Source organism: Paenibacillus sp. 8b26, from assembly GCF_050626875.1.
Lineage (GTDB): Bacteria > Bacillota > Bacilli > Paenibacillales > Paenibacillaceae > Paenibacillus.
Genome location: NZ_CP192445.1, coordinates 565,884 through 591,200, shown reverse-complemented (window position 1 = coordinate 591,200; position 25,317 = coordinate 565,884). Strand labels below are relative to the sequence as shown.

Annotated in this window: 30 protein-coding genes and 1 pseudogene; 26 read left to right on the top strand and 5 right to left on the bottom strand. The window is 45.9% G+C overall.

All coding sequences use genetic code 11. The features are described from left to right. Positions 1-163: 163 nt before the first annotated feature. From ACQ4MX_RS02370 to ACQ4MX_RS02345, 6 genes are all read left to right on the top strand, one after another. Positions 164-631, top strand: a complete 468-nt coding sequence (locus ACQ4MX_RS02370; RefSeq protein ID WP_134909830.1) for a MarR family winged helix-turn-helix transcriptional regulator — start codon at positions 164-166, stop codon at positions 629-631. A gap of 176 nt (positions 632-807) precedes the next feature. After that, the gene (locus ACQ4MX_RS02365) at positions 808-2,190 is read left to right on the top strand and encodes an MFS transporter (RefSeq protein WP_431089129.1); all 1,383 of its coding nucleotides are present in this window, start codon (positions 808-810) and stop codon (positions 2,188-2,190) included. 80 nt (positions 2,191-2,270) lie between these two features. After that, a complete protein-coding gene (locus ACQ4MX_RS02360; RefSeq protein ID WP_431089127.1) occupies positions 2,271-2,840 on the top strand; it encodes a hypothetical protein in 570 nt (189 codons plus the stop codon). 68 nt (positions 2,841-2,908) lie between these two features. Continuing rightward, positions 2,909-3,058: a 50S ribosomal protein L33 gene (rpmG, locus tag ACQ4MX_RS02355; RefSeq protein ID WP_007430271.1), complete on the top strand. Its 150-nt coding sequence runs from the start codon at positions 2,909-2,911 to the stop codon at positions 3,056-3,058. A 93-nt stretch (positions 3,059-3,151) separates the two neighbouring features. Next, positions 3,152-3,619 carry a hypothetical protein gene (locus tag ACQ4MX_RS02350; protein WP_431089126.1) on the top strand — a complete coding sequence of 156 codons (468 nt, stop codon included), beginning with the start codon at positions 3,152-3,154 and terminating at the stop codon, positions 3,617-3,619. A gap of 22 nt (positions 3,620-3,641) precedes the next feature. Further along, on the top strand, positions 3,642-3,884 hold the full coding sequence (locus ACQ4MX_RS02345) for a type B 50S ribosomal protein L31 (RefSeq protein WP_014281334.1): 243 nt from the start codon (positions 3,642-3,644) through the stop codon (positions 3,882-3,884). 112 nt (positions 3,885-3,996) lie between these two features. On the opposite strand, the gene ACQ4MX_RS02340 is transcribed toward ACQ4MX_RS02345, so the two are convergent. The 3 genes from ACQ4MX_RS02340 to ACQ4MX_RS02330 are packed head-to-tail and all read right to left on the bottom strand — an operon-like array spanning position 3,997 to position 7,112. Next, positions 3,997-5,106: a CobW family GTP-binding protein gene (locus tag ACQ4MX_RS02340; RefSeq protein ID WP_431089124.1), complete on the bottom strand. Its 1,110-nt coding sequence runs from the start codon at positions 5,104-5,106 to the stop codon at positions 3,997-3,999. Positions 5,107-5,124: 18 nt separating this feature from the next. Continuing rightward, the gene (locus ACQ4MX_RS02335) at positions 5,125-6,102 is read right to left on the bottom strand and encodes a TIGR03943 family putative permease subunit (RefSeq protein WP_431089123.1); all 978 of its coding nucleotides are present in this window, start codon (positions 6,100-6,102) and stop codon (positions 5,125-5,127) included. Between the two features lie 8 nt (positions 6,103-6,110). Next, positions 6,111-7,112, bottom strand: a complete 1,002-nt coding sequence (locus ACQ4MX_RS02330) for a permease (protein WP_431089122.1) — start codon at positions 7,110-7,112, stop codon at positions 6,111-6,113. 234 nt (positions 7,113-7,346) lie between these two features. Here ACQ4MX_RS02330 and ACQ4MX_RS02325 point away from each other — a divergent pair, with 234 nt between their 5' ends. The 7 genes from ACQ4MX_RS02325 (at position 7,347) to ACQ4MX_RS02295 (ending at position 14,151) form a co-directional block, all read left to right on the top strand. Next, a complete protein-coding gene (locus tag ACQ4MX_RS02325; protein ID WP_431089121.1) occupies positions 7,347-8,423 on the top strand; it encodes a CobW family GTP-binding protein in 1,077 nt (358 codons plus the stop codon). Further along, entirely contained in the window at positions 8,420-9,532 is a 1,113-nt protein-coding gene (locus tag ACQ4MX_RS02320; RefSeq protein WP_431089119.1) for a FecCD family ABC transporter permease, read from the top strand. The genes ACQ4MX_RS02325 and ACQ4MX_RS02320 overlap by 4 nt, the downstream gene beginning before the upstream one ends. Then, positions 9,529-10,317, top strand: a complete 789-nt coding sequence (locus ACQ4MX_RS02315) for an ABC transporter ATP-binding protein (RefSeq protein ID WP_431089117.1) — start codon at positions 9,529-9,531, stop codon at positions 10,315-10,317. The genes ACQ4MX_RS02320 and ACQ4MX_RS02315 overlap by 4 nt, the downstream gene beginning before the upstream one ends. 60 nt (positions 10,318-10,377) lie before the next feature. Further along, positions 10,378-11,400, top strand: a complete 1,023-nt coding sequence (locus ACQ4MX_RS02310; protein WP_431089115.1) for an ABC transporter substrate-binding protein — start codon at positions 10,378-10,380, stop codon at positions 11,398-11,400. Positions 11,401-11,616: 216 nt separating this feature from the next. Next, a complete protein-coding gene (locus ACQ4MX_RS02305) occupies positions 11,617-12,324 on the top strand; it encodes a metal ABC transporter ATP-binding protein (protein ID WP_431089113.1) in 708 nt (235 codons plus the stop codon). After that, the gene (locus ACQ4MX_RS02300) at positions 12,270-13,118 is read left to right on the top strand and encodes a metal ABC transporter permease (RefSeq protein ID WP_431089111.1); all 849 of its coding nucleotides are present in this window, start codon (positions 12,270-12,272) and stop codon (positions 13,116-13,118) included. The genes ACQ4MX_RS02305 and ACQ4MX_RS02300 overlap by 55 nt, the downstream gene beginning before the upstream one ends. Before the next feature lie 37 nt (positions 13,119-13,155). Next, positions 13,156-14,151, top strand: coding sequence for a metal ABC transporter substrate-binding protein (locus ACQ4MX_RS02295; RefSeq protein WP_431089109.1), 996 nt, complete (start codon positions 13,156-13,158; stop codon positions 14,149-14,151). A 1,042-nt stretch (positions 14,152-15,193) separates the two neighbouring features. On the opposite strand, the gene ACQ4MX_RS02290 is transcribed toward ACQ4MX_RS02295, so the two are convergent. Next, on the bottom strand, positions 15,194-15,445 hold the full coding sequence (locus ACQ4MX_RS02290) for a helix-turn-helix domain-containing protein (RefSeq protein ID WP_431089108.1): 252 nt from the start codon (positions 15,443-15,445) through the stop codon (positions 15,194-15,196). A 144-nt stretch (positions 15,446-15,589) separates the two neighbouring features. Here ACQ4MX_RS02290 and ACQ4MX_RS02285 point away from each other — a divergent pair, with 144 nt between their 5' ends. From ACQ4MX_RS02285 to ACQ4MX_RS02275, 3 genes are all read left to right on the top strand, one after another. Next, positions 15,590-15,745, top strand: a complete 156-nt coding sequence (locus ACQ4MX_RS02285) for a hypothetical protein (protein ID WP_431089107.1) — start codon at positions 15,590-15,592, stop codon at positions 15,743-15,745. 297 nt (positions 15,746-16,042) lie between these two features. Continuing rightward, entirely contained in the window at positions 16,043-16,405 is a 363-nt protein-coding gene (locus ACQ4MX_RS02280; protein ID WP_014281348.1) for a response regulator, read from the top strand. Positions 16,406-16,563: 158 nt separating this feature from the next. Further along, the gene (locus tag ACQ4MX_RS02275) at positions 16,564-17,052 is read left to right on the top strand and encodes a hypothetical protein (protein WP_431089106.1); all 489 of its coding nucleotides are present in this window, start codon (positions 16,564-16,566) and stop codon (positions 17,050-17,052) included. A gap of 288 nt (positions 17,053-17,340) precedes the next feature. Here the strand turns inward: ACQ4MX_RS02275 and ACQ4MX_RS02270 are convergent, their stop codons facing one another. Continuing rightward, positions 17,341-18,153: a hypothetical protein gene (locus ACQ4MX_RS02270; RefSeq protein ID WP_431089105.1), complete on the bottom strand. Its 813-nt coding sequence runs from the start codon at positions 18,151-18,153 to the stop codon at positions 17,341-17,343. 339 nt (positions 18,154-18,492) lie between these two features. Between ACQ4MX_RS02270 and ACQ4MX_RS02265 the strand changes: the two genes are divergently transcribed. From ACQ4MX_RS02265 to ACQ4MX_RS02220, 10 genes and pseudogenes are all read left to right on the top strand, one after another. Then, positions 18,493-18,687: a hypothetical protein gene (locus ACQ4MX_RS02265; protein WP_014281351.1), complete on the top strand. Its 195-nt coding sequence runs from the start codon at positions 18,493-18,495 to the stop codon at positions 18,685-18,687. A 12-nt stretch (positions 18,688-18,699) separates the two neighbouring features. After that, positions 18,700-19,035 (top strand): YolD-like family protein, encoded by a 336-nt coding sequence (locus tag ACQ4MX_RS02260; protein WP_431089104.1) that lies wholly within the window; start codon positions 18,700-18,702, stop codon positions 19,033-19,035. 499 nt (positions 19,036-19,534) lie between these two features. Next, positions 19,535-20,167, top strand: coding sequence for a TetR/AcrR family transcriptional regulator (locus tag ACQ4MX_RS02255; RefSeq protein WP_431089103.1), 633 nt, complete (start codon positions 19,535-19,537; stop codon positions 20,165-20,167). A gap of 5 nt (positions 20,168-20,172) precedes the next feature. Further along, the gene (locus tag ACQ4MX_RS02250) at positions 20,173-20,889 is read left to right on the top strand and encodes an SAM-dependent methyltransferase (RefSeq protein WP_431089102.1); all 717 of its coding nucleotides are present in this window, start codon (positions 20,173-20,175) and stop codon (positions 20,887-20,889) included. Positions 20,890-21,381: 492 nt separating this feature from the next. Beyond that, positions 21,382-21,726 carry a cupin domain-containing protein gene (locus ACQ4MX_RS02245; RefSeq protein WP_431089101.1) on the top strand — a complete coding sequence of 115 codons (345 nt, stop codon included), beginning with the start codon at positions 21,382-21,384 and terminating at the stop codon, positions 21,724-21,726. A 60-nt stretch (positions 21,727-21,786) separates the two neighbouring features. Continuing rightward, positions 21,787-21,927, top strand: coding sequence for a hypothetical protein (locus tag ACQ4MX_RS02240; RefSeq protein WP_431089099.1), 141 nt, complete (start codon positions 21,787-21,789; stop codon positions 21,925-21,927). A gap of 248 nt (positions 21,928-22,175) precedes the next feature. Then, positions 22,176-22,421: pseudogene (locus ACQ4MX_RS02235) on the top strand (iron-sulfur cluster assembly scaffold protein); the annotation flags it as partial. 13 nt (positions 22,422-22,434) lie between these two features. Continuing rightward, complete coding sequence (gene folE2 / locus ACQ4MX_RS02230; RefSeq protein ID WP_431089097.1) at positions 22,435-23,352, top strand: GTP cyclohydrolase FolE2; 918 nt, start codon at positions 22,435-22,437, stop codon at positions 23,350-23,352. Between the two features lie 206 nt (positions 23,353-23,558). Further along, entirely contained in the window at positions 23,559-23,834 is a 276-nt protein-coding gene (locus tag ACQ4MX_RS02225; RefSeq protein WP_431089096.1) for a hypothetical protein, read from the top strand. 12 nt (positions 23,835-23,846) lie between these two features. Beyond that, the gene (locus ACQ4MX_RS02220) at positions 23,847-25,316 is read left to right on the top strand and encodes an MDR family MFS transporter (protein WP_431089095.1); all 1,470 of its coding nucleotides are present in this window, start codon (positions 23,847-23,849) and stop codon (positions 25,314-25,316) included. Position 25,317: the final 1 nt, after the last annotated feature.

The window sequence follows — 25,317 nt, the reverse complement described above, 5'->3', positions numbered from 1 at the left end:
TCCCTTACTGGGCTCGTCTTTTGCTATACATAAGATTTTAAATAAGTTTAACTAGAAAATGTACTTAAAAACGACTAAAGTATTGACACTAGATAGGCGACTGTTTAAAATTAGTTGGAATTCAAACTATTAAAATCCAATGATTATGGAGGTTAGCAACCACATGGGAAGTGAGGTGTATCCCGTTTGTCTTCCCTGGGAGGAAGAGAGCACGATGTATTTAATTAAATGGATTTTCACTACAGTCCGGCGCGAGATTGAGACGGCGTTGCGTCCTTTGGGGCTTACCTCCCCGCAATCGCAGACGCTTTATATACTGGCAATGTCGCCTGGAGTGACCAATACGGATTTGGAAAAGCTGCTGCTTATAGATAAATCAAGCGTCACCAGCCTGGTGAACGGGATCGTTAAGAAAAATTGGGCAGTACGCAAGAGTCACCCGCAAGATGCGCGTATGAAGCAGATTTATTTGACTGAGGAAGGCTTGAAAATTCACAAGGTAGCTGAGCATACGGTTGAGAAAGTTAAAGGCTCGGTAGGCGAAACGTTATCTGTGGGGGAGTTAGAGGCTCTTCGAGGTCTTTTGAAAAAAATACTTCACGATTACCGTCCTGCGAACGCCCGCGTTTGAATGGATATATAGAGAAAATTCCTGTATAAGCTAACTTGAAAAGTGAACATCAAAACGGAGTAGGCGGAATGGTGTTGTACAAGCAAAGCGGTAGCGATGGGAAGCATCATCCAACTGAGAGTGGCTATAGAAAACTCTGCAGCATAGATAGTTTTTTCAGGAGAGGGAGAGACCAGATGATAAAAGAACAAACTTACCCCAATGCGGATAAGCTTATGCGTGTGTTGGCCTTCACACTTGTTTTTTCAGTGATGAATGCCTTTATGTTTAATGTAGTCATGCCTGTGATTCGCGAGGAGTTTCATATTAGTGCTTCCGATGTGAGCTGGCTGTTAACCGGTTATATGATTGTGTATGCGGTTGGCTCAGTGACCTACGGTAAGTTGGCGGATAAATACCGCCTTAAGGATTTACTGACGTTTGGGATTATCTTTTTTGCGTTAGGTTCGCTTATTGGTCTGTTGGCCAATCAATTTTGGATGCTGATTGTAGCCCGTTTGCTTCAGGCCGCAGGGGCTGCTGTTATTCCGGCGACAGCTATGATCGTTCCTGTCCGTTATTTCTCTGCTGAAAAAAGAGGACGCGCCTTGGGCATTACTGCAATCGGATTGGCACTGGGTACAGCGCTGGCTCCGATTATTTCCGGTTTGATTACAGGCTTTGCAAGCTGGCGCTTTTTGTTCGTTATTTCCATGCTGCCGCTTATCGCCTTGCCGTTCTTTCGCAAATATTTGGACGACCAGCGGGGAGAGAATCAGAAATTTGATTTTCTGGGTGGATTGCTGCTGGGCGGAACGGTAGCCTTCTTACTGCTTTCCATTTCGCAAAGCAATATTATATTTTTTCTGGTCGGTATTGTGCTGTTTGCTCTGTTTATATGGCGGATCACTACCGCTAAAGATCCATTCATTCAGCCCAAGCTGTTCCGCAACAAGCAATATTCTTACGGATTGTTTATCGCCTTTTTGGGAGCAGGGGTCAGCTTTGGGCTGCCGTACCTGGCGCCGCAGTTTCTGAACAGTCTCAATCAGCTTGCGCCTGCAACGATTGGATTGATTATGTTTCCGGCTGCCATTGCGTCGGCGTTGCTTGGTAAAAGAGGAGGGCGTTTGGCCGATAGCAAAGGAAATTCATTTCTAGTCTACACGGCAGTTACGCTTATGTTTATCTGCTTTATCAGCTTGTCTACCTTTGTGGGCGCGTCTCCGTATCTCATTTTATTTTTGCTTATTTTCGGAAACGTAGGTCAAACCTTTATGCAGATTGCCATGTCTAACACGATTTCCCGCACCTTGTCGAGGGATCAGATTGGTGTTGGAATGGGATTGCTGTCTCTGCTGAATTTTATTTCCGGTGCAGTGACGACCAGTATTTTGGGTAAAACGCTAGATACCTCGTCTACCTTTCATCTGAATCCTGTCGTAACCAACGTGCAGGTGTTCAATTTTAGCAATATATTTACGGTTCTTGCGCTGATTGCGCTCGCAACCATGGGACTTTACGCTTTGCAGTTTCGCCGGGGCCCACGCCGCAATACGACTGCTGCCCAGCAAGGATAAACATTTTATGCAAACTCATGCCAAAACAAGGGTATAATATAGAAGGAAAAGTTCATCTACGGAAGGATGGAGTGTCCGGCATGACAAGAAACCTTCAATATGTACCCTATGGCTATGAGCCTCCAGTCGAGACGCATAAAGGGACTATGATCTATTATGATACATTTGAACAGATTACAGCCAGGGAACTGGATATTTTCGCTAAAACGGGAGCTGCGTTATCCTTTAAAAAACTGGTACTATACCCGTTACATGAGGAAACAGTCAGAAGAATGTGGAAGCAGCCGGTTCGCTCGTATTACAAGCGGGTGGACGACCTTGGGGAGTGGCAGCGGGAACAGGCTTTGAGTGCTGTCGTAATTGAGAGCTGGGAAGGTAAACGCAAAAAGTATACGCCGATTGAAGCAGCAATCCGTTTTCTGGCGGAAAAATATACTCCCCCGCTTTTTCTGTATATGAGTCCTGAAACTGCTAATTTGTGCGCATCCTATGCCTCGTTCGATGAATGGATCAGAAACGTCAGATTGGTACTTTCGACTGAACCATTAGAACTTCATCCGAAGCTGGCACAGTACCGTAATCGCTGGAATACTGTAGAAGAAGCGATAAACCGTCAGTCAAAGGTTGACAAAGAGCACCATGAATTATAGAATAGAACTAATCGTAAAAATTACTATTGTAATTGTATACCATGTATTCCATTTAAGGAGGAAGAGAAATGCGCGTAATTGTTACCTTGGCATGCACTGAATCTGGTGACCGCAACTATACAACAACCAAGAACAAAAGAAATCATCCGGAGCGTCTTGAAATGAAAAAATACTCTCCGCGTCTGAAAAAGTACACGATCCATCGTGAAACTAGATAATTTGGGGCTTGCTACATAGCAACCTGAATTGTTTTGCATCCTGAACGGAGCCTGAATTCTACTGATACAGGGCTTCATGAAAGGAGCCATGGCATGGTCTCTCCACTTCATGATGAAGAAATCGTGTTAAGTTTGCAAAAGCCTGCGTTATGGAACCGGCGAAAACTTGAATTAGTCCAGTGGATAGAGCGTCCAAAGATAAAGCTTGCACCTAAGCAAACGGCCTTTTTTCATAGCTGTACGATAGATGCCGAGCTGCATGGTACGCTTTGCCTTTTGAATCGAAAGCACGTGGCTACCGAATTCTCCTGTGCTGGTGTCAGCATTTGGGACGAGCCGGAAGACCATTCACTATATGCTTATATAACGATGAAGGCTGACGAAAGATCGGGGGCGTTCATGCAATGGGCGATGCGATATATGCGGCATCGTTTGCTTGTCGTTTACGAACCTGAGCGCAACCGTTACGATCTGTCGTCTTTTTTTCTGGGACATAACCGTTCCTTTTGCCAACTGATGGAGTATTGCGCCAGTACGTTTGAGTTTGAACCAAAAAAATGATATGAAAGCTTAGGTGAATAATATGAAAAAAGATCTTCATCCAACATTGAACAAAGTTATCTTTTTGGACCCTAGCTGTGGATTCTCTTTCCTGAGTGCTTCCACTAAGTATTCCCAAGAAACGATGGAATGGGAAGACGGCAACACATACCCGGTTATCCGTGTAGATACCAGCTCCGCTTCCCACCCGTTCTTCACTGGTAAACAAAGAAACGTGGATATCGGTGGACGTGTGGATCGCTTTAACAAAAAATATAACCTTTAAAACAAGACGAGCGTTATATTCACGGATTATACAAATAATTCGTGAACATCGCTTTTTAAAAAAACCTCTTGCATCTGCAGGAGGTTTTTTTGTCTTAATCTAGACCTGTCATTTAAAGCGAAATAAAGCACTGTTCCCATTGGTCGGCAATGGATGCTTTGTCGAGCTGCTCCCCAATGAGCGTGACATACCCCTGGCTCACGGGGAGTGCAGTGGGTTGCCACTCCAAATGACTTCCTGAATATTGCAAAAGCATTGTACCTTCGTGTGGAAGCACGCAATAGCCTTTCGCCCGAAGCAGCGAGGAACCGAGCCCGGTCAGGAAGCTTTCCAATCGTTCCTTTTCCAATGGCTGTGGAGAATATTGATGCAGCGTTAAGCTCTCCAGACGGGAAAACGAATGGGGCTGGTTTGGATCGTAGCTGTGGCTATGACTGTGCGCAGAAATAACTTTGAATGCCGTACTTCTGGAGATACTGCCGGGTCGTTCGATACTTTTGGTGGAAATAGGGACGGACGCTGCGGCTGCATCGGTTCGCTGCGCCTGTGCTGATGTGGGTTGAGTTACCTGTACAGGTTTTGCGGCAACGGATACGGAAGCCAGAACAGGCTCTAGCAGTGGTTCAAGGTCAACCCGGCTATATTCAGCGGTTTGCAGCTTGGCCGTATCGTTGAGCTTGCGGATGCTCTTGACGACCTTCGTCACTTTATGGCTACTTGCGGCATCCGTCTTGTTCACCACAATGAAGTCTGCGGTGCGAAGCTGCCCATGCAGGGTTCGAACCAGCTCCTTATCCGCGGTGAAGCGGCTGTTGTATTCGTGAAAAAGCTCAGCGTCCACAACACTGATGCTGTGAACCAGATACAGCCGATCTGCCAGCAGCGGGGAACGAAGCTCTTCCAGCACTTGCTCAGGGTTGGCTACCCCGGTGGTTTCCATGAAGATCAGATCCGGCTCCTGACTGAGCAGGGTGTGCAGAGCGCCTGCTAACTCATTTCTTTTGCTGCAACAAATGCAGCCCTCCAGCAGTCCTTCCACCGATACGTCGGGCATTTCTTCAGAAATAATGGCACCGTCTACATCGTATTCACCCATTTCGTTCATTAATACAGCGGGACGGAGCGGAAGTTGGCGGGTATGGGCCAGCAAGCGCAGAAGCAGTGTCGTTTTGCCGCTGCCAAGAAAACCGCTGATTAATATCACAGGAACCTTGTTCATCATTATTCCTCCTTGTTAGGGTTAGTGTGTTGCATTCAAGCGATCAAAGGTGGCTACCGAATCTGCCTGGGTATAAACATAAGGGGATTCCGGCTGTGCCACAGTGGTTATTTTCTCGGATCGAATTTCGAGTACGGGGGTATTGCCTTTCTGTGTGGCATGTAATGTGCCTTCAATAGTCACCCACGTATCCTTGTCAAAGGACGGGACCTTCTTGGATTGGACGATGATCCCGAAAGGCATGGCATCGGCAGTACAGCACATAACGAGGAACCTTCCCACCGCAAACAGACCATTGCCCGGCAAGCTGCCGTCTTTATAGACAAAGCCTGTCACCTGCACTTTTTTTCCTTCAAAAGCGGGCTTATACAATTCGATGGCTCCAATGGTTTCGGAAAAAATCTCCGGTTTGATCTGTATGGTCGGCTGCTGGTACAGACGTTTCGCCAGCTCGGCAAATTCTACGTTGTATTTATCAGGTGGAACGAACAGCTTATCCAGCGTTTCCTGACTCCATTTTCCCCCTGGAGGGAGTGAAGTTGGAGTAGAAGATGCAGTTGGTAACATGGAGACTTCCGGTGCTTTTGTGGTCTGTATATCAGTTTTGCGCCGGATATCCGGGTTGGGATACGTGAAGGACATGCCTTTTTTGGCCGCCATGTCACTGCCGAGCGCCTGATTGGGCAGCAGAGAACCGAATAGTAGCGGAATAAGCAGCATTCCGTATACAAGTGTTTTTTTGACCCAGCTTTGTGGCAACGGATGCTCACAATCACATAAATCCTCGCCTTCCTGCTCCCCGGCTATGCCGTGCCACGCCATAGCCAAGGCGATAAACAGCAGGGGTACGGGGCAGAGCAGGAGCAGCTTTTGCATTTGTGGAGCCAAGTAGTAATGAAGGGAATTCGATTGACTCAATGTGATGATATACACAGCCAATCCAATCATGAGCAAGGAGCGCATGCCATACTGCCAGCGGATGCTAAAGGTTGAATTCACGTTCGTATTCACCTCCCCAATAACCATTCAGCAGCTATAGAGCCCACCAGGACAAGCGAAACAATGAGCAAGCACAGGACGGCGACAAATTTGGTGCGGAAGGTGCTTAGCAGCATGAGCGTGCCTTTGAAATCCAGCATCGGGCCGAGTACAAGAAAGGATGCCAGCGGACCCAGTGTAAAGGTATGCGAAAAAGCAGTAGCGACGAAGGCATCGGAGGTGGAGCATAGCGACAGGACGTAGGCAAAGCCCATCATAAAGGCATACGAGCTAGCCGTTCCACCGCTTAACGAAAGCATTTCATCACGCGGGATAAAGGTTTGGATGCAGGCTGTCAGCAACGCACCGATAATGAGATATTTATTCATGTCCAAAAACTCGTCGCCAGCATGTACAAAAAAGCCCCGCCATGTGCGATTATGCCGATGAGTCTGGTTGTTCTGCTTTTGCTGGTTAAAAGAGAGCAACGACCGTTTGAGCGGGTGCACACGCACAAAGGCATACACGATCAGCCCGATGATCGCAGAAACGACAAAGGCCAGCCCCATTCGAACGGCAGTGACCTCGGGATGGGAAGGAAACGCCATCATCGTCGCAGCCAGCACCACAGGATTGAGAATCGGCCCGCTTAAAATAAAGGTGATGCCCATATAGGCAGGCATTCCCTTGAGCATCAATTGGCGAACGACAGGGATCATACCGCATTCACAGATGGGAAACAGCAGACCCAGCAAGGAGGCCAGCAGAACACCTGGCACAGGATGCGCAGGCGCTATTTTGCGAATCCATGTTTCCGGTACGAGCCATTGCAAAAGGGATGAAACGAGCACACCGATAAGGAGAAACGGGACGGCTTCCAGAAAAATACCCATAAATACCGTTTTTAACGGCTGTAGCTGACTCATATCTAACGAACGAAGCCACCGGGGAGATAGCGTAACAAGCACAGGGATGAGAAAGGCAAACGGAATCATAAAAGGCAGCATCTTCAACAGCGTACTGTTTTTCATTCTACGTCTCCTTGGGAATAAGGGTCCTTGTCTACATCCTATGCCTGCAATGGGACAAACATGACCGCTGAATCGTGCTTGAATCACCCCCTATATTGACAAATCCGAGCGTATTCATATATATTTATGTTCATTAATAGTAATTATTACGATTAAAATCCGATAAACGATTGCAAGAAGGAAATTTTTACGGTACGATCCTTAGTAAAACGTTGTAAAGACAAGGAGGATTTTATGATACCGATTGTTGTTTTATCCGGATTTCTGGGCAGCGGTAAAACAACTCTTCTTCAGCATGCGCTGGCTTATTATAAAGGGCAGGGGCTCAAGCCGGCTATTTTGATGAATGAGTTGGGTGATGTTAATTTGGACGGCAGTTTGGTGAACGGTCAGGCTCCCATGAAGGAAATGCTTAGTGGTTGCATATGCTGTACCATTCGCGGAGATTTAGGCGTGGAGCTGATGAATCTTGCCGAGGAATATAAGCCGGACGTGATTATCGTTGAATGTACCGGAGTGGCTAATCCGATGGAAATTGTAGATGCGGTGACAGATGCCTCCATCTATTCCTCAATGATTTTACAATCCGTTATTACGGTGGTGGATGCGCGTCAATTTCTGGATTTTGCCTCGGGTAACGAGAGAAGCAAGTCACATCGCTTGATGCAGGATCAGCTACGATGCGCTTCCAAGCTGATTATTAACAAGACCGATTTATTGGCTGCGGGGGAGTTGCAGAAGGTACAGGCCCTCGTAAAAGAATTAAATCCGTATGCGCTGACGGTGAGCACGCAACGGAGCGACGTGGACGCGGATACTTTTTTCTCCATTCAGGGAGAGGATCGTATGGACGTTTCGCGGCGGAAGGAGTCCAAAGCCGATAGCGGGAATGATCACCATCATTCGGGAAATCATCTACACGCTCATGATCATGGAGACCATCACCATCATGACCACCAGCACCATGAGCATGACCACGAACACGAACATGGGGAGCATTATCATTCCTACGACCATGTAGTCGTTCACACGCATTTCTTTGGACAACCTGTGCCACGCTCCGAGTTTGAACAGTTGTTTCGCAGTTTGCCAGCTGAAATTTACCGAGCCAAAGGAATTGTACGTTTTCTGGAATCAGAGGGTCAGATGATGTTCCAGTTTGCCTACCGGGAGCTGGAAATCATTCCGATTCGCCCGCAAAAGCAGGTGAACGATGTAGCGGTTGTTATGGGCGAGAATTTCTCTGCTTCCGAGATCGAAGAACGTTTGAGAAAGTTGGAAATGGCCGAAAAGCCACTGACTGGTTCATGACGTCAGGAACGAGCAGTGTTTATCCGTCAAAACATAATTCTCGCGTTAACGTAGCTGGAAAGCCTGCTTGGCGATTTACAACGATTCTGCTGCTGCTGACTGCCGGGTTGGTACTGTCGGTCACACTTGCGGTCATGCTCGGCCCCGTGGCCGTCGCACCGGGAACCGTATGGCGAATTGCGCTGTCCCATCTTCCCTGGCTGGATCAATGGATACCTGTGACATGGACAAAGCCGGAGCAATATATCGTCTGGGAAATTCGCTTTCCGCGCGTGCTACTAGGTGTCGTCGTAGGAGCAGGACTTGCTGTTACAGGTGCGGCTATTCAGGCCTTAATTCGTAATTCGTTAGCTGATCCTTATATTTTAGGGACCTCGTCCGGGGCTTCGGTGACAGCGACGCTGGTGATTGTGTTTGGGGCTTTCGGCTTTCTCGGACGACTTGCGTTGCCTTTATCTGCTTTTATAGGCTCGCTTGCTGCCATGCTCATGGTATTCGCATTGGCCCGTGTGGCTGGGCGGATATCGACGACCCGCTTGCTGTTGGCAGGGGTGGCGGTGTCCATGATGCTGTCGGCTGTGACCAACTTTATCGTCACGATGGCCCCGAATGAAAAAGGTATTCGTGATGTGATGTATTGGATGATGGGAAGTCTGGCAGGGGCGCAATGGGACACGCTTCTCATTCCAAGCCTCATTATAGCGGCTGGAACGGCTGTCCTGCTTACCCGATATCGGGCGCTGAATGCTTTGCTCACAGGTGAAGAGGCCGCGGTAACGCTTGGTGTGAATGTACAGGCATTCCGGGTATTACTGGTTGTTGTGGCATCCCTTTTAACCGGGGCAGTTGTATCTGTCAGTGGCTCGATTGGCTTTGTCGGGCTTATGGTTCCGCACATCATCAGGCTGATGGTGGGATCGGATCATCGACGTGTTCTCCCCGTCAGCCTGTTGGCGGGAGCTATCTTTGTTGTGTGGGCAGACGTATGTGCCCGGCTCGTGCTGGCTCCCCAGGAGCTGCCGATTGGTATTGTGACGGCTGTGTGTGGAGGACCCTTCTTTGTATGGCTGCTGCGGCGCAGTTCCTACTCGTTTGGAGGCGAAAAATGAATATAGAAGTCGAACACGTGACCTTCAGTATTCACGATAAACGGCTGATTGACGGCATCTGCCTCCAGGTAAAAGCGGGGGAGCTGGTCGGACTGATCGGTCCGAACGGCAGCGGCAAATCGACGTTGCTCAAAAGCATGTACCGTGTGCTAAAGCCTGACAGCGGTTGGGTTACGCTGGATGGCCGGGATATGCTGCGGATGAAGTACAAGGAAACGGCCCGGCAAATGGCAGTGGTGAGTCAGGACGCACCCCAAGCGTTTGATTTTTCAGCACGGGACATCGTACTGATGGGCCGCCATCCTCATAAGAAACTGCTGGAAGTAGACACTGCTTTCGATCATGAGCTGGTCGAGCAAGCGCTGGAGCGCGTAGGCATGGATGCTCAGGCGGATCATGGCTTTACCACCTTGTCCGGCGGTGAAAAGCAGCGCGTATTGATCGCCAGAGCCTTGGCCGGACAGGCCAAATTTCTCATTTTGGATGAGCCGACGAATCATCTGGATATCCGGTATCAGCTGCAAATTCTGGATTTGGTCAAAGCGCTACAGGTAACCACACTGGCTGCGTTGCATGATTTGAATTTGGCGGCATTGTATTGTGACCGAATTTATGTATTAAAAGAGGGCAAGGTAGTGGTCTCAGGCATAACGGAGGATGTGCTTCAGCCGGACCTGCTGCGCAGCGTATTTGGGGTAGAGACAGAAATCTGCATTCATCCAAAAACCGGGAAGCCGAGTATTACCTTTTTACCGGATTCCCTCAGGAGAGGAGACAATCTATGACGTTAACAGAATGCAGCTATTGTCATTTTACCTATGATGAATGAAAAAGGAGCAGAGCATATGAAAAAACATAGAAAATCCGCAATATCGCTTATCATGCTCGCTTTGGCGTCGGTGCTGTTGCTGTCAGCCTGTGGAGCCGGGAACACGGCCCCAAACTCCGGTTCATCCGCAACTGAACAGCGGCCTGCTGCATCGCAATCGGCGACAAAGGAAGCATCCGTGGAGCTTGAAAATATGGGTGTTAAAATGGTATTTCCCGAAGCGCCCAAACGTGCGATTACACTAAATCAGCACGCGACGGAGGTTATGCTAGCGCTTGGACTGGAGTCCTCCATGGTGGGCACGGCCTACTTGGACGATAGCATTTTACCGGAATATAAAGCTCAATATGATAAAATCCCAGTGTTGGCCAAGCAGTACCCGTCCAAAGAGGTATTTATGGCCGCTGCGCCGGATTTTGCCTATGCGGGCTGGAAGAGTGCCTTTAACGACAAAAATCTCGGTTCCCGTGAGGAGCTTGCCAAACAGGGCGTGGCGACCTATGTACAGGAATCATCAAACAAGCCGGGTCCCACACTAGAAGACGTATATCAGGACATACTAAATATTGGACGTATTTTCCGGGTGGAGGACCGTGCGAAAAAGCTGGTAAGCAGTATCCGTGAACAAGTGGAATCCATTCAGACTCAGATCGGTACTGTAGAAAAAGCGCCAAAGGTATTTGTATATGACAGCGGCGAAGACAAGCCCTTTACGGCTGCCAACAACTATTTGACCTCGCTGATTAAAAGTGTGAAAGCTAAAAATATTTTTGATGATGTGGACAAAAGCTTTGCCGAGGTAAGCTGGGAAGAAGTCGTGAAGCGTAATCCTGACGTGATTGTGATTCTGGATTATGGAGATACCTCACTGGCGGACAAAGAAAAGCTTCTGCTAAGCAAGCCCGCGCTGGCTGGTGTGGAAGCGATCAAAAACAAACGATTTGTAGTGCTGCCTTTGTCCGCAGCGGCTGAAGGGGTGCGTGCGCCGATTGCGCTGAAAACCTTGGCTTCCGGCCTATACCCGGACAAAGTAAAGTAAACGAACAAAAGACTTGCAAAACATTGACGAACCTTTCCTAAACTGTTAAACTTGCTAATGCGTAAAGGTTACGTTTATCAAACGCTTGTTTTTTTATTATCAAATCGTAATGATTACGGTAGATGGTTTCATGAGAATAAACGACCTGGAGAATCTGCGCGGAGGTAAATCGTTCAGATGGCTCCAGGCTTTTTAAAGGAAAGGGAGATTTGCGTCATGTTATTAGCCTCACTGGAACAAGTTACATTTGGCTACGGGGACGTTCCTAATCTGGTGGATGCCAATGTTGAAATTTTTTCTGGCGAATTTGTGGCCATTACCGGGCCGAATGGGGCTTCCAAATCGACAATGCTCAAGTTGTTGCTCGGTTTGCTTCAACCTTGGAAGGGTAAGGTGTTTATGTCCGACCGTACAGGTGAGGGTAAGAAGCTTGTTGTCGGATTCGTATCGCAGCAAATTGCTGCTTTTAATGGTGGATTTCCAAGTACCATTCTGGAGTTTGTCCGTTCCGGAAGATACACTCATGGTTCGTGGTTGCGCCGTATGCGGCCCAAGGATCATGATCTGACAGAGCAGGCGCTTCGTCAGGTAGGCATGTGGGATTTGCGTCATCGTAAAATCGGCGAGCTGTCCGGTGGACAGAAGCAGCGCATCTGTGTTGCACGAGCGCTCGCTCAGGAATCGGATTTGCTCATTTTGGATGAGCCCACGACCGGGATGGATCAGGAAAGCCGCCATCACTTCTACGATCTGATGAATCAGCAGGTTAAGGAATATGGAAGAACTGTAGTCATGGTTACCCATGGATTATCGGAAGTGCAACATTATCTGGATCGTATTATTGAACTTGAGAGGAAGGAAGATGGCGGATGGAAATGCTGCACTACGACTTCATGCAGCGGGCATTTTGTGCCGGTGGGGTAATTGCACTGCTGGCCTCGGTGCTTGGAGTGTACCTGATGCTGCGGCGTCAGGCTCTGATGGCGGACATGCTATCGCATGTATCGCTGGCAGGGGTGGCAGCGGGTGCCTATCTGGGCATTAATCCGACGATAACTGGTTTTATCGTAGCTATAATCGGAGCGATTATCGTTGAATACGTCCGCAGGTCTTATAAAACGTACAGTGAGATTTCTGTGGCCATTATTATGGTAGGCGGCCTGTCGACGGCTGTTATTTTAATGAACCTGAATCAGAGTATTAATAAAGGATTTTCCGCTTATTTGTTCGGTTCAGTGGTGGCGGTTAATCAGACAGAGCTGATGTTGATGATCGCAGTGGCTGTGATCGGGGGTATTTTCTTTTTCGTATTCCGGCGTCCTTTGTATCAGATTACCTTTGATGAAGAAACAGCGAAGACAAACGGCCTTCCTGTCAAATCCATTTCATTTGCGTTTAGCATTTTGACAGGGATGATTGTAGCCGCTGCAATGCCGATTGTCGGTGTGTTGCTTGTCTCCTCACTGATTGTGTTACCGGCTGCATTTGCGATTCGAATTGCACCGAGCTTTGCCGCAGCCATCTGGATATCTATGGTGACCGCATTGATCGGGGTATTTTCGGGTTTAACTGCATCGTATGAACTGAGTACCCCCCCGGGGGGGACGATTGCCATGGTGCTGTTATTATTCCTGATCGTGGGAATCGGTATTCAAAAGCTGGTCCGCAAGCTGGGTAAGCAGCAGGCTTCCCGGCAGAAAAATGCAGCACGCCAGTGATTTTATAAAAAACCAAACAAATAAAGGAGCTATGAACATGAATACATGGTTCAAAAAATCATTCGTATTGTCTGCGGGGCTGGTACTTATTTTGTCCGGCTGCGGAGCCAAATCTGATAATACAGCTACCAACACTCCCCAAACCGAGCAGAATCAGGCACAAACGACGGACAGCGGCAAAAAGCTGAAAGTGGTTACCACTTTTTATCCGATGTATGAGTTTACAAAGCAGGTCGCTGGAGATCATGCTGATGTAACTGCGCTGATTCCTGCTGGTGCTGAGCCACATGACTGGGAGCCAAGCGCCAAAGATATGGCACAGGTGAAGGATGCCGACGTTTTTGTATATAACGGTATCGTCGAAGGCTGGGCAGAGCAGGCTTTGAGCAGTGCGTCTAACGACAAGCGTGTTGTGGTTGAAGCAAGCAAAGGGCTGAACCTGATGGAAGGTACTGCTGAGGAGGAAGAAGGAGAAGCGCACGCAGAGGAAGGCCATGCTCACGATCATGTGCTGGACCCTCATGTATGGCTTGATCCAGTCTTGGCCCAAAAGGAAGTAGAGTCCATTAAAGCGGGTCTTATCTCTGCAGATTCTGCAAACAAAGCTGATTATGAGAAAAATGCTGATGCTTACATCGCCAAGCTGAAAGAGCTGGATACCGAGTTCAAAACAGGTCTGAAAGATGTAAAACGTAAAGACTTTATTACGCAGCATGCTGCTTTTGGTTATTTGGCTAAGCAATATGGTCTGACCCAAGTACCAATTGCTGGATTATCTCCGGAGCAAGAGCCTACACCGGACAAGCTGGCGGGTATTATCAAATTTGCTAAAGAGAATAATGTTAAAACGATTTTCTTTGAAACTCTTGTTGATCCGAAGGTCGCTGAGACCGTAGCTACTGAAATCGGTGCAAAAATCGATGTACTGAATCCGCTCGAAGGACTGACGGATGAAGACAAGCAGAAGAACCTCGACTACCTTGGCGTTATGAAAAACAACATGGAGGCTTTGAAAAAGGCCCTGAATGAATAAGCAGACTTTAAACGAATGGTTTAAAAAAATGACCCCGGAATGATACTGGCGTCATTTTTTTATGTCTATATATACTAAACTTAAAAGTTACTTATCGTGCCACTACGCATCCGGATGGTGCTTCCCATCGCCACCGTCCCCGGATTTCTTGAATAAAACTATAATTAGGGGAGAAATCCGGGGACAAAAGCGACCGCTTCGCTTGTACAGCACCATTCCGGCTACTTCGTTTTAATGTCCATCTTTCCAATTCAAATTCTATAATAAACAATAATGAATAAATACAAAAGAAAGGACTACCACAATTTAATCGGGGAATTAACTGCACGTCTGTATTTTCTACAAGCTTATTCCGACTTGAACTTTGAGTAGGAGTAAGTTTTTTGTGCCAAAATCACCAGTTAGATAATGTTAGTATTGGAACGAGCTTTTGACGATCAGAGCCTTAGACAGAATTTGAAATTGAAAAGTTAGGTTTTTTTATGAATATAATGTATTATGTAACGAGCAAAGGCGCACGGCATGGAGGTCGATATGATAAATATCATCGAAACCATGTCGTACTTTTTAGAGCAGTTAACAATTGTTCTGAAGTATGTAGAGCCAGTGGTAAAACTGCTGTCCGTAACCCTCTCCATAGTTAGCCTGATACAGACATATAGAAAAAAAAGAAAATAACCGCGCTCTTGGTAGGTGAGCGGTTATTTTCGCGAAAATCTTAAAGAAGCCGTGGTGCCTTTGCGACACTTTGGTTTCTTTTTTTTGTTAATTTTATTGTACACTTGTCAGTCGTGTTTTACAACTTTATGATTATATTTGTTTATAAGAAAGCTTGTATAAAGCTGCTTTTAGGGGATAATTTGCACATCAAGAGGTCAGGAATATACTTAAAAAAGGTATTCTCTCGTTAAAAAAAGCTGATTTCACGCGAAAAGCCATTGAAATATGGATTTAGCTTTAAAAATGCTGCGTTATAATTATATTTACTTATTACTTTAAGCATTACCCTATGTGTAAAGCATAAAAAAACGATCTATCTCCATTAGACAGGAGTGTGATCGTTTTTTTCGTTACGTGGGATATATTCCAGAACATCGCTCAGGTTATGTCTTTGACCTGTAAGTTCTTCTAATGTGTCGAGAATATGACTTAATGTTTCCAAATCTATGCGTTTTGTCTTACCATCGCACATATCGTAAATTAAGTTCGGTCGAACTTTTGCTTCGCGAGCCAAGGCATTTTTTGTGATTCCTGCTTTGACCAATGTTTCTTCTAACTTTATATTTATCGCCAAAAATAATCACCTCTTATCAAGTATTTTACCCTGTTAGTAAGCATTATGAAATAATCATTTGGAATTGTTAATTACATTTGCTCGGTTATTAGGTTAAGTTTTGATCTGGTCAAATAAAATTTTTTTAGAAAAGAGGAGAAGAACATGTCAGACATTGCTGTGCTTGAGAAGATTGTGATTGTTCATGTATGGGAAGAGGAAGAACTTGATTATGAAACGAGTGAGGCTTATCTTATTTTTGTCAATCAAAACGGGTTCGTAAATTCACATGAAAACGGAGTAGGCAGAATGGTACGATAGGTAACTTTTAAGTCCAGCTATATAGTGCAAAGGTTCCAGTAGATACCTAGTACTTTATGATCTTCACCCTACAGGAATAATTTACGTCATTATGAAAACCTGTTATGAAAACTAATTCAATAGTATCTAGTTTGAAATTCCGTTTGTAATCCAATGGTAGCGTTTTTATTTTTACAGATTTTTTCTATTAACTTCAGTTATTATTTCACCGATATTGAAACTTGGATATGCATTTTGTTCAGCAGTCAGCATCTGAATGAAGAAGTACCATATATAAAACGACAGGAGAGATTAACCTTGGCAACAATTATAGTCGTCGACGATTCTTTATTTATGCGATCTGTGCTTAAGGATATTTTTTTGGATTTGGGTCACTCTGTTATTGCGGAGGCGGAAAATGGGTATGACGCTGTTCTGAAGTACTCGAACCTTCGTCCAGATCTAATCACCATGGATATCAATATGCCCAAAATGGATGGACTTGAGGCTGTTGAAAAGATTATAGGGCTTGATCCTCAGGCTAAAATTTTAATGTGCTCTGCTTTGGGTCAGCAAGAAGCGATTATCAAAGCATTTCAGGCAGGTGCAAAGGATTTCATTGTTAAACCATTTGAAATGGAGAGAGTTGTGAATGCAATCACAAAAATATTTGGTAGTTGATTAATCGGGTTAACCGTACCCATTCATGATGATGGCTGCAATCCATAAGTTGAACAAGAGAGCATTTCTATGACATAAGATTTTAATTTACATAAATATGAAGCATCTTGAAAATGAGTAAGAGGGTTGTGATTTAAATGAATGTGGAGATGAATAGGATGAGCAATCGGGTTTTATCTCAAAAAGTATTTATCGATGAACTGATCACTACGATTAAGAAAGGAGGGCTTGTCCCTGTAAGCTATGAACAGCTCATTAGCGAGCAACGAGAAAGAATAGATGCTCTTAACAGTGATCTTACCGCGCGTATAGAAGGGATGGAAAAGGATTTAATTCCTAATGCGACACACTCTATTCCCTTTTCCAATGGTGAAATTATTTTTCTTGCTCGTTATATTGTACTCATCGGGGACAACACCGAGGGTTACTTTGTTTTTTACAGAGCTGAAGAATGTGAAAGTCCGGAAGAGTATCATTTTATAACAAGCTCATACCAGCTTCCGCATTTGTTACCTGAATTATCTCTTATGTTACAAGAGCATAGTGCTAACGAGCCTGTTGATATTCTGGCTTATTGGAATGGCCCAGCCTATCCGCTGAAAGATTTGAATAAAGAGGATATTAAGCTGTCCACCTACGAATTTTAATCCCGCACCAGCGGTTTAATTCTGGAGAAGTAAGGAGCCGTTGCCGCTTTGCGACAATCAGTCTGCCCTCTTCGCCATTTTCAGTAAGCCTCATTTGGAGGAAAGACATTCTAGTCAATCTACTCGATTGTGGGTCAATGCACCTGCCAATCGGAACGTTAAATGGCAAGCCCCTCATCACTCGGAGGCTTGCCACTTTTCTAATGTTAAGAGCTGTCCAACTTCGAGGGGGTGTTAAATATTGAATTAGTTGTGGACGTGCTGTACTATAAAAGACCTAATTTATTATTATTTAGCTGAATATTCTTTTACTTCGAACGTCAAAATTTTATTGAATATTACATAGTCTTTGCGGCTGTTGAAAGGACCCTTGTTGTTGCTATGTCTATCAATGGCGAAGAAGGAAGCACCCCGTCCGGCATCTTTAGCGTCATACCACTGAATGAAAGAGGCTAGTTCCTTCTTGCTTATATCAAATTCTTTTTCAAGCCCGTTATCCATAGTCACAACCAGAATTGCACGGTCACCACTCGGCTGTGAGGGTTCGGACGGTTCAGAGGGCTCTGACGGTTCAGAAGGTTCAGGAGTTGGCGCTACCTCGACAGGTTTAAAGGGAAGTAACGACCCATCAGTATCAATTGCATATATAAATAAATAGTTGGGTGTATTATTTACAAATTCAACAGAGTGCTCTCCTTGAGGCAAGTTTAATTTTTCGTACATGATTTTACGGGCTGCTACGTCACTTCCAGTCAAAGAAAAGTTATCAACCTTAACACCATCTATAACGACATCAATGCTGCTAGAACCAGACCACCAAGTGGTAGAAATTAATCTTAATTGAGTACCTTTAAAATTAAATTTTAGACTTGTTCCAGATTTTTGCCAGGGAGAAGTCCAGGTTATTGGGCCGGTATTATCACGAAACCAATTACCACCAAGATAGGTGATCTCGGGCGTATTCGCTTCATAACGAGACCATCCTTCTTCCGGTTTATTAAGGACATCCCCCGTAGCCGCAGCATATATGCTGTGGCTAGTACTAAAAAAGAGAACCATCATCCAAACTACTGTGAATAAAGTTAGCTTTACAAATTTCATAATCATTACACTCCTTTAAATTTTATTTTCTTACCAAGACTACAAAAAATGAAAAGTAATGTCTAAACATTAATGCCTATATTTATAAATAAATGTTTATAAAACCCATATATATTGGAGTTTGGAATATTCTACGTTCCAGGATATAGGCTTTAATGCTATGATGTTCTATTGCATATGGGCTGGAATTACGATTGGGAAGATCCATTTTTTGATGTCAAAGCGTGTTAAATAATCCCCTGAGAGCATCACATTCTCTCAGGGGATTATTTAACATTGATAATCAAACACATGTTCGCATATAATACAAACAAACGTTCTGATAAGGAGTGAAGGAGCATGCTGGAAAAATACGTGGGACAGATCGTGGAAATCGTGTATATGGACCGAAAGGGCAAGCTGTCTCAGCGGCGCATTGAGGTGCATCGTGTGCGGAACGGTTTGATACGGGCCACCTGTTTACAGACAGGACAGCCACGCGTTTTTCGATTAGATCAGGTACTGGCATGGCATCCGGTAACCAGAACAGCATAGGAGGCGTTTACGATGGGGAAAAAGCTTGAAGGGAACGGCATGTGGGAAAGCTCGCGCATGATCTTGCCTGAGCATCGGGATGCCTATTTGCGACTGATGAAGGAGCAGGGGAGACGCAGCAAGCCGACACTGGACGATCAGGAAATGCAGCAGATTGAGCAGGCGATCATCGTTTCCTATAACGAGCGAAAGCCCATTACGCTGCGGGTATTCAATCCATTTGATGACGAGGAGCTGTGCGGGTTTGTGACGGTGATTAACACGAGTCGGCGGGAAGTGAAGCTGTCCCGTGGGGAAGAGGATTTTAGCTGGATTAAGCTGGAGGAAATTATAGAGGCAGGTATATAAAAAAATAGTCCGGGTATGGTAGTCCTGCATAAGACAGTATAAAAACTTAACTGTTTATGGGCACTGCCAAGTAAAATGTCTGAAAACAGGCGTATCGTTCAAATGAGCGATACGCCTGTTTTTTTATTCTCCGTCCTAATAAGTAGAACGAAATAAACAGGTTTGTCGATGGAAGGGATAACTGGTTGCACTTTAGGACTTCGGGCCAACTTGGCCCTAAGGTAAATAAGGAATGAGCGACAGCGATATGACGCAACATCAGCCGGGTTTGGGGTGGCTACCCCAACAAGCAATTTTGAGGATTTTCCCGCAAGGGAAAATCTCAAAATGTGCAAGTGTGTGTACACTTGCCCTGCTTGCCGTTTAGCGGCAAGGCCAATTTATCGCCTACCAATATGGCTTTTTGCAAATAAAAAGACGTTACCTATTGACAAGTAAACCATCGTTTACCATAATAAATGGTGAACGATGGTTCACTGCTGCTGAGAGGGGTTTTTAGATGTCGGATACAAAAGAAAATATTTTGCATATCGCGCTCCGCTTGTTTGCGCGAGATGGCTATGAAGCTGTTTCGGTTAGCGCTATTGCCGGGGAGCTTGGAATGACAAAAGGAGCTTTGTATAAGCACTACAAGAATAAGCGGGATATATTTGACAGCATTGTGGAGCGTATCTATCAAATGGATTATGAGCGAGCGCGGGAATTTGAGGTTCCAGAAGAAGTATTCGAGAAAGCACCATTACCATACCACAATACTTCTGTGGATAAAATAAACGCTTTCATCAAGGCACAATTCCGCTTTTGGACAGAGGATGAATTTGGCTGCAATTTTCGCAAAATGATTACATTGGAGCAATACAGAAATCCTGATATGGCAGACCTGTATCAAAAGTGCCTTGCAGGTGGGCCGGTAGATTATATGGAGGATTTGTTCCGTGAAATGATAGAGCAAGGTATTTTGAGCAAAAGTAATCCGAAGCAATTAGCACTTGAGTTTTATGCACCATATTACCTGTTGTTAAGTATTTATGATGTATCCCCGGATAAAGAGGAAGCCGCGAATCTTTTTGCGGCGCACATCGAACGCTTTATGCAAAAAAACATAGCGAAAATGAGTAAAGATAAGGAGTAATCACAATGGAATATATTAAAAGCCAAAAATACGACTTACCCAAATTACAAGCAAAAATGATGGGACCTAACCCCTTAAAATTGCAGGAGGAAATGCTTATCAAGCATAAAATTCCCGCCGGAAGCCTCGTTTGCGACTTGGGCAGCGGGCAGGGGCTTACAAGCGTTATGCTTGTCAAAGATTATGGTTTCACTGTTTACGCCGCCGATTTGTGGAGTGACCCGGAGGAAAACCGCAAATTCTTTGACGAGATGGGGCTAACCCACGAACGGATTATACCAGTCAAGGCTGACGCTACCAATTTTCCGTTTGAAAAAGAATTCTTCGATGCGGTAGTCAGTACAGATTCTTATAATTATTGGGGACGCGACCCGGAATACTTGGATGCAAAGCTACTGCCTTTCGTCAAAAGCGGCGGTTATATTTATGCCTGTGTCCCCGGTATGAAAAAGGATTGCCATGATAATCTGCCGGAAGAATTGCTTCTCTCGTGGACACCGGAACAGCTTATCTATCTGCGCGATATTCACTATTGGACAGAAATTGTAAATCAATGTCAAGACGCCGGAATCATTTCCATATACGAGATGGAGGGCAATGAGGAACTTTGGGAGGTGTGGCTGAACCAAGAAAATGAGATTGCGGTCAATGACCGCAAAACAATGGAAGCTGGCGGTGGGAAATACCTGAACTTTATCGCTTTCGTACTGCAAAAGAAGTAAATGAGGATTTGATATGTAAGACGAAGGAGTTGCAAGCATGAAAAGAAAACGCAATAAAGATGGTCATATTGTTGTAAAAGTTCCATTTTCCCAAGAACTGCCGCAGTGACTATTTGAAAGTAGGATTTTATACCGAAGTCCTCTTTGTTGAGAAAGGCATTCGCTTTATTGCTATCAACAATGGAATTGACAGCGACAACCAGCAGGACAGCGACTTCACCCCATTTTTGAACATCATAAACGAGTGGTACGCCAAAGATACCAGCAGAAAATCCGGGTCGTTTGGTGGGTATACTGCCAGAACTGAACACCCCAATAGATGAAAGAATGGCGTAGCTTTTACGCTACGCCGCACTTTGTTAGATACTGTTTTACGGAGGACGGCCCTAAGTCGGACTTTTTTTACGTTCGTCCTGTTGGATGAAAATAAGATTGTAGCCGTATGAATACAGGCTTAAAATGAATCAGTAATCGCAAAAGGAGGGGTTCAGTTTGAAAATAAGTAAAAACAATGCCGAACATTACATATGGGGAGATCAATGTGATGGTTGGCGTTTGGTGAAAAATGATGATTTGAGTATTATTCATGAGCGTATGCCCAGGAATACACACGAGGTCAGACATTATCACCATCATGCACGCCAATTCTTCTTTATTTTATCAGGTACAGCCATACTTGAAGTGGATGGTGAACGAATCGAATTGGGCTCTCAGGAAGGTTGTGAGGTTCCTCCTTTGGTTCCTCATCAAATGTTTAACGAAACGAATGAGGATGTTGAATTTTTGGTGATCTCTCAGCCTGCGAGCAGAGGTGACCGGGTCTTGACTGAAAAATAATTTTTTGGGACAGGTGCCAGAGACCGTATAGCTAGCCCGCTTGGGGAGGATATCGTTGCAATGGATCGTGATTTATTAAAGCAGCGGCATCTGACGGGGCTCGATGATATCATGGATGAGATTCAGGAGAGTTGGCCTTCTCTGGAGGCTTACGAAAATAATGGATTTGGATGCGCTGCCATGCCTGTATGTTTTATTTGACTGGTGAACAGATTGTACGTATTCTTGCTAAATCGGCTGAATAAAATCATAGAGTGCAATAGAGGAAGGCCGCCATATATGGTGGCTTTTTTTTGTTGGAGAAAGGTTACGGAAGCTATTACGTTTACCGTACGCTTCTTTTGTAGTAATATGAATTAATCGTAATTATTACAATTAAAGAAGGTGGCATAATGCTGGAACGACTTTATCGGCAAACCATTATGGATCATTACTAGCAACCACGAAACTATGGCAAGCTTACAGATGATGACGCTATCGTACTTCCATATAAGAATCCGACGTGTGGAGATGTCATGATTTTATATATGCTGCTGCAAGACGACTGCATTCAGGATATCAAATTTGAAGGTTCAGGCTGCTCGATCAGTATGGCCTCCTGCTCCATGATGACCGAACTGGTCAAACGAAAGTCTGTAAGGGAGGCCAGTCAATTGCTGGAACAGCATCCAGCCACCTTGGAAAATCATAATTGAAGGAGCTATTAATGTGAGAGAAGATAGAGTAACCCCGGAACTGCCCTCCAAAGCAGAGCGCCATCGGCTGTTCGGCTCGGTGGACCCTATTCCGGGAGATAAACTCACCATGAAGGAACACATGTCCGATTTGCAAAATGAGAAGCGCAACTATTTGTTCGACATTGAACAGGTGGGCATTGCCAAAGTAAAGCATCCCATTACCGTGGAGGCAGGGTTGAGTCCTTCGTCTCAGGTAAGCATAGGAACCTTTAAGCTGACAACCTCGCTCAATCGTGAGGCTAAAGGGATCAATATGAGCCGTCTGACAGAGCACTTGGAGGAATATCGGCAGCAGGGCGGAACGACGGATTTGGAGCAGCTGGTCCGTTTTACGGAAGGACTGGCTGTGCGGATGAATCAAGAATGCGCCGAATTGGAGCTTTCGTTTCCCTGGTTCTACGAACGGCGTTCCCCTGTGCTGGACAAGACGGGACTGAACCATGCCGAGGCGCTGATCCGAATCAGCTATGGGGCAGGACGGGGGAGTCGTGCCGTGGTTGGCTTGACGGTGGCAGTAACCACCTTGTGTCCGCGCTCCAAGGAAATCAGCGAGTACAGTGCCCACAATCAGCGGGGCGTGGTGACCCTGGAGGCGCATATAGATGAGCCGGACAAGCTGGAGCAGGATTGGAAGGTCATGCTGCTGGATGCAGCAGAATCCAATGCCAGCGCTCCGCTGCATCCGGTGCTCAAGCGTCCCGACGAGAAGGCCGTAACTGAAAAAGCGTACGAAAATCCGCGCTTTGTCGAGGATATGGTGCGGCTGATTGCTGCCGATCTGGTTGAGCTGGAGGCCGTTCGTGCCTTCGCAGTGGAGTGCCGAAATGAAGAATCCATCCATCTGCACGATGCTATAGCGAAAATCTCATATGAAAAACAGCGCTCCTGATTCTGTCAGGAAGAAATGCCAAAGAACCACAGTGAAAATGGTCAAAATGACGATTTTTATTGTGGTTTTTTATTCTATTTTAGGAATTGGGAGCAGTTTTTGTCCAAATTCCGGTCTGAAATGTCCATGGAAACAGGATATTTATTCCATATAATAAGGAAGTGAATTGATTGAAAATGATTATCAATATCAAAGGAGTGATCGAGTTGCCAAAAGCTACTACTGCTATCTCGCATAACACCCGTTATCTGGAGAGTCAGGCTGCACGGGAATCCAATGCCAAATCCTACCCCCGCCGTATCCCCATTGCCATCGACGAAGCAGAGGGCATCCATGTCAAGGATACGGGGGGAAGGCATTCCGCCGTGATGCGCTTTTTACCGTCGCTGATTGTGACGGAGCGCCAAATCGACGATACTTTCCTCATTTTTAGTGAAGAGGTGCATGTGGCCTATGCCGGGTTGCAGCACGGTCATGGTTAAGCAGGCCGAGGGATGAACATACGTGCTGTGTCCGAGCAATGGAAGGTCGTCATCACGGTGATGCTCGGCACCTTTACGGTTTTGCTGAATAACAGTTCGCTGAACCCGGCGATTCCGTCCTTCATTAGAGTATTTCATACGAACGCTGCCACGGCGAGCTGGCTCATCACTATTTTTCTAATCACGATGGGCATGACGATGCCATTAACCGGATATTTAGCAGATCGTTTTGGAAAAAAGAAAGTATATTTGAGCGGACTTGCGCTCTTTGTCACAGGTTCTTTGCTCGGATCGTTATCGTGGGGGCTTACCACTGTAATCCTCTGTCGGGGGCTGCAAGGGATGGCAGGCGGACTGATGATTCCGTTGTCGCTGGCGCTGATTTTTGAAGCCTTTCCCAAGGAGGAACGCGGCAAGGTAACGGGAATCTGGGGGATTGCGATTATGGCGGCTCCGATGCTTGGGCCTACGGTGGGAGGAATCGTGCTGTCTCTAAGCAGCTGGCAGGTGCTTTTCCTCATAAATGTGCCAACCGGACTGCTGGGATTGCTACTGGGGATGCGTTATTTAACAGCTGCACGTAGCAATCCGTCGCGCACCTTTGACAGTAGCGGTTTTATAACGGTTACGTTGGGGGTGGGGTTCATTCTGTTTGCGCTGGGCAGAACAAAGACAGCTGCGGATCTGATTGCCCCGCTGCATATTCTGCTCTTTCTTGCAGGTGCGGCTTTGCTGGTTCTGTTTGTGCGAATGGAGCTGGTGAAGGAACAGCCATTGCTGAATGTGCACATTTTCAAAATACGAACCTACAGCTTGAGCGTCATCGTGGCGAGTGTACAAGCGATTGCGATGTTCGGCAGCATTTTTCTGGTTCCGATGCTGGTTCAACATGTGTATGGCTATGACGCCATGATGACAGGACTTGTGTTTTTGCCCTCCGCTATATGTACAGGGTGGTTCGTCACGATAGCGGGCAAGCAATTAGATCGCAAAGGACCAAAAGGAATGATCAGCACGGGACTTATCATCACATGTGCTGCTACGGCGATGCTCGGTATGCTCCAGATGAATTCACCGCTGTGGATGATCTTCGTCCTCATGATGCTACGGGGAATTGGGCTGGGTCTGTCGAATATGCCTGCCACAACGGCCGGGTTGAATGCAATCCCCGATGAGCTGGTAGCCCAAGGCTCGGCAATGAATAATGTGATGCGCAGACTGACCTCTTCGCTTGGAATGGTTGTGATTTCGATTTATTTTGAAGTTCGCAAGGCTCAGCTTCTGGTGGTGGGCTATTCGCTGGAAACGGGAACGCTGCAAGCGATCAGGGAGGGCTTTATCGGGATGAGTATATTGATTTTACTCACCATTCCCGCCGCTTTTTTCCTGAAGACGCCGGACTTCTTTCGTAAAAAAGGAGCGCGTCGTACATCCAGTGATACCCCGCAAGCGAAAGCACCTGCGGCTACACCCAAGGTTTGAA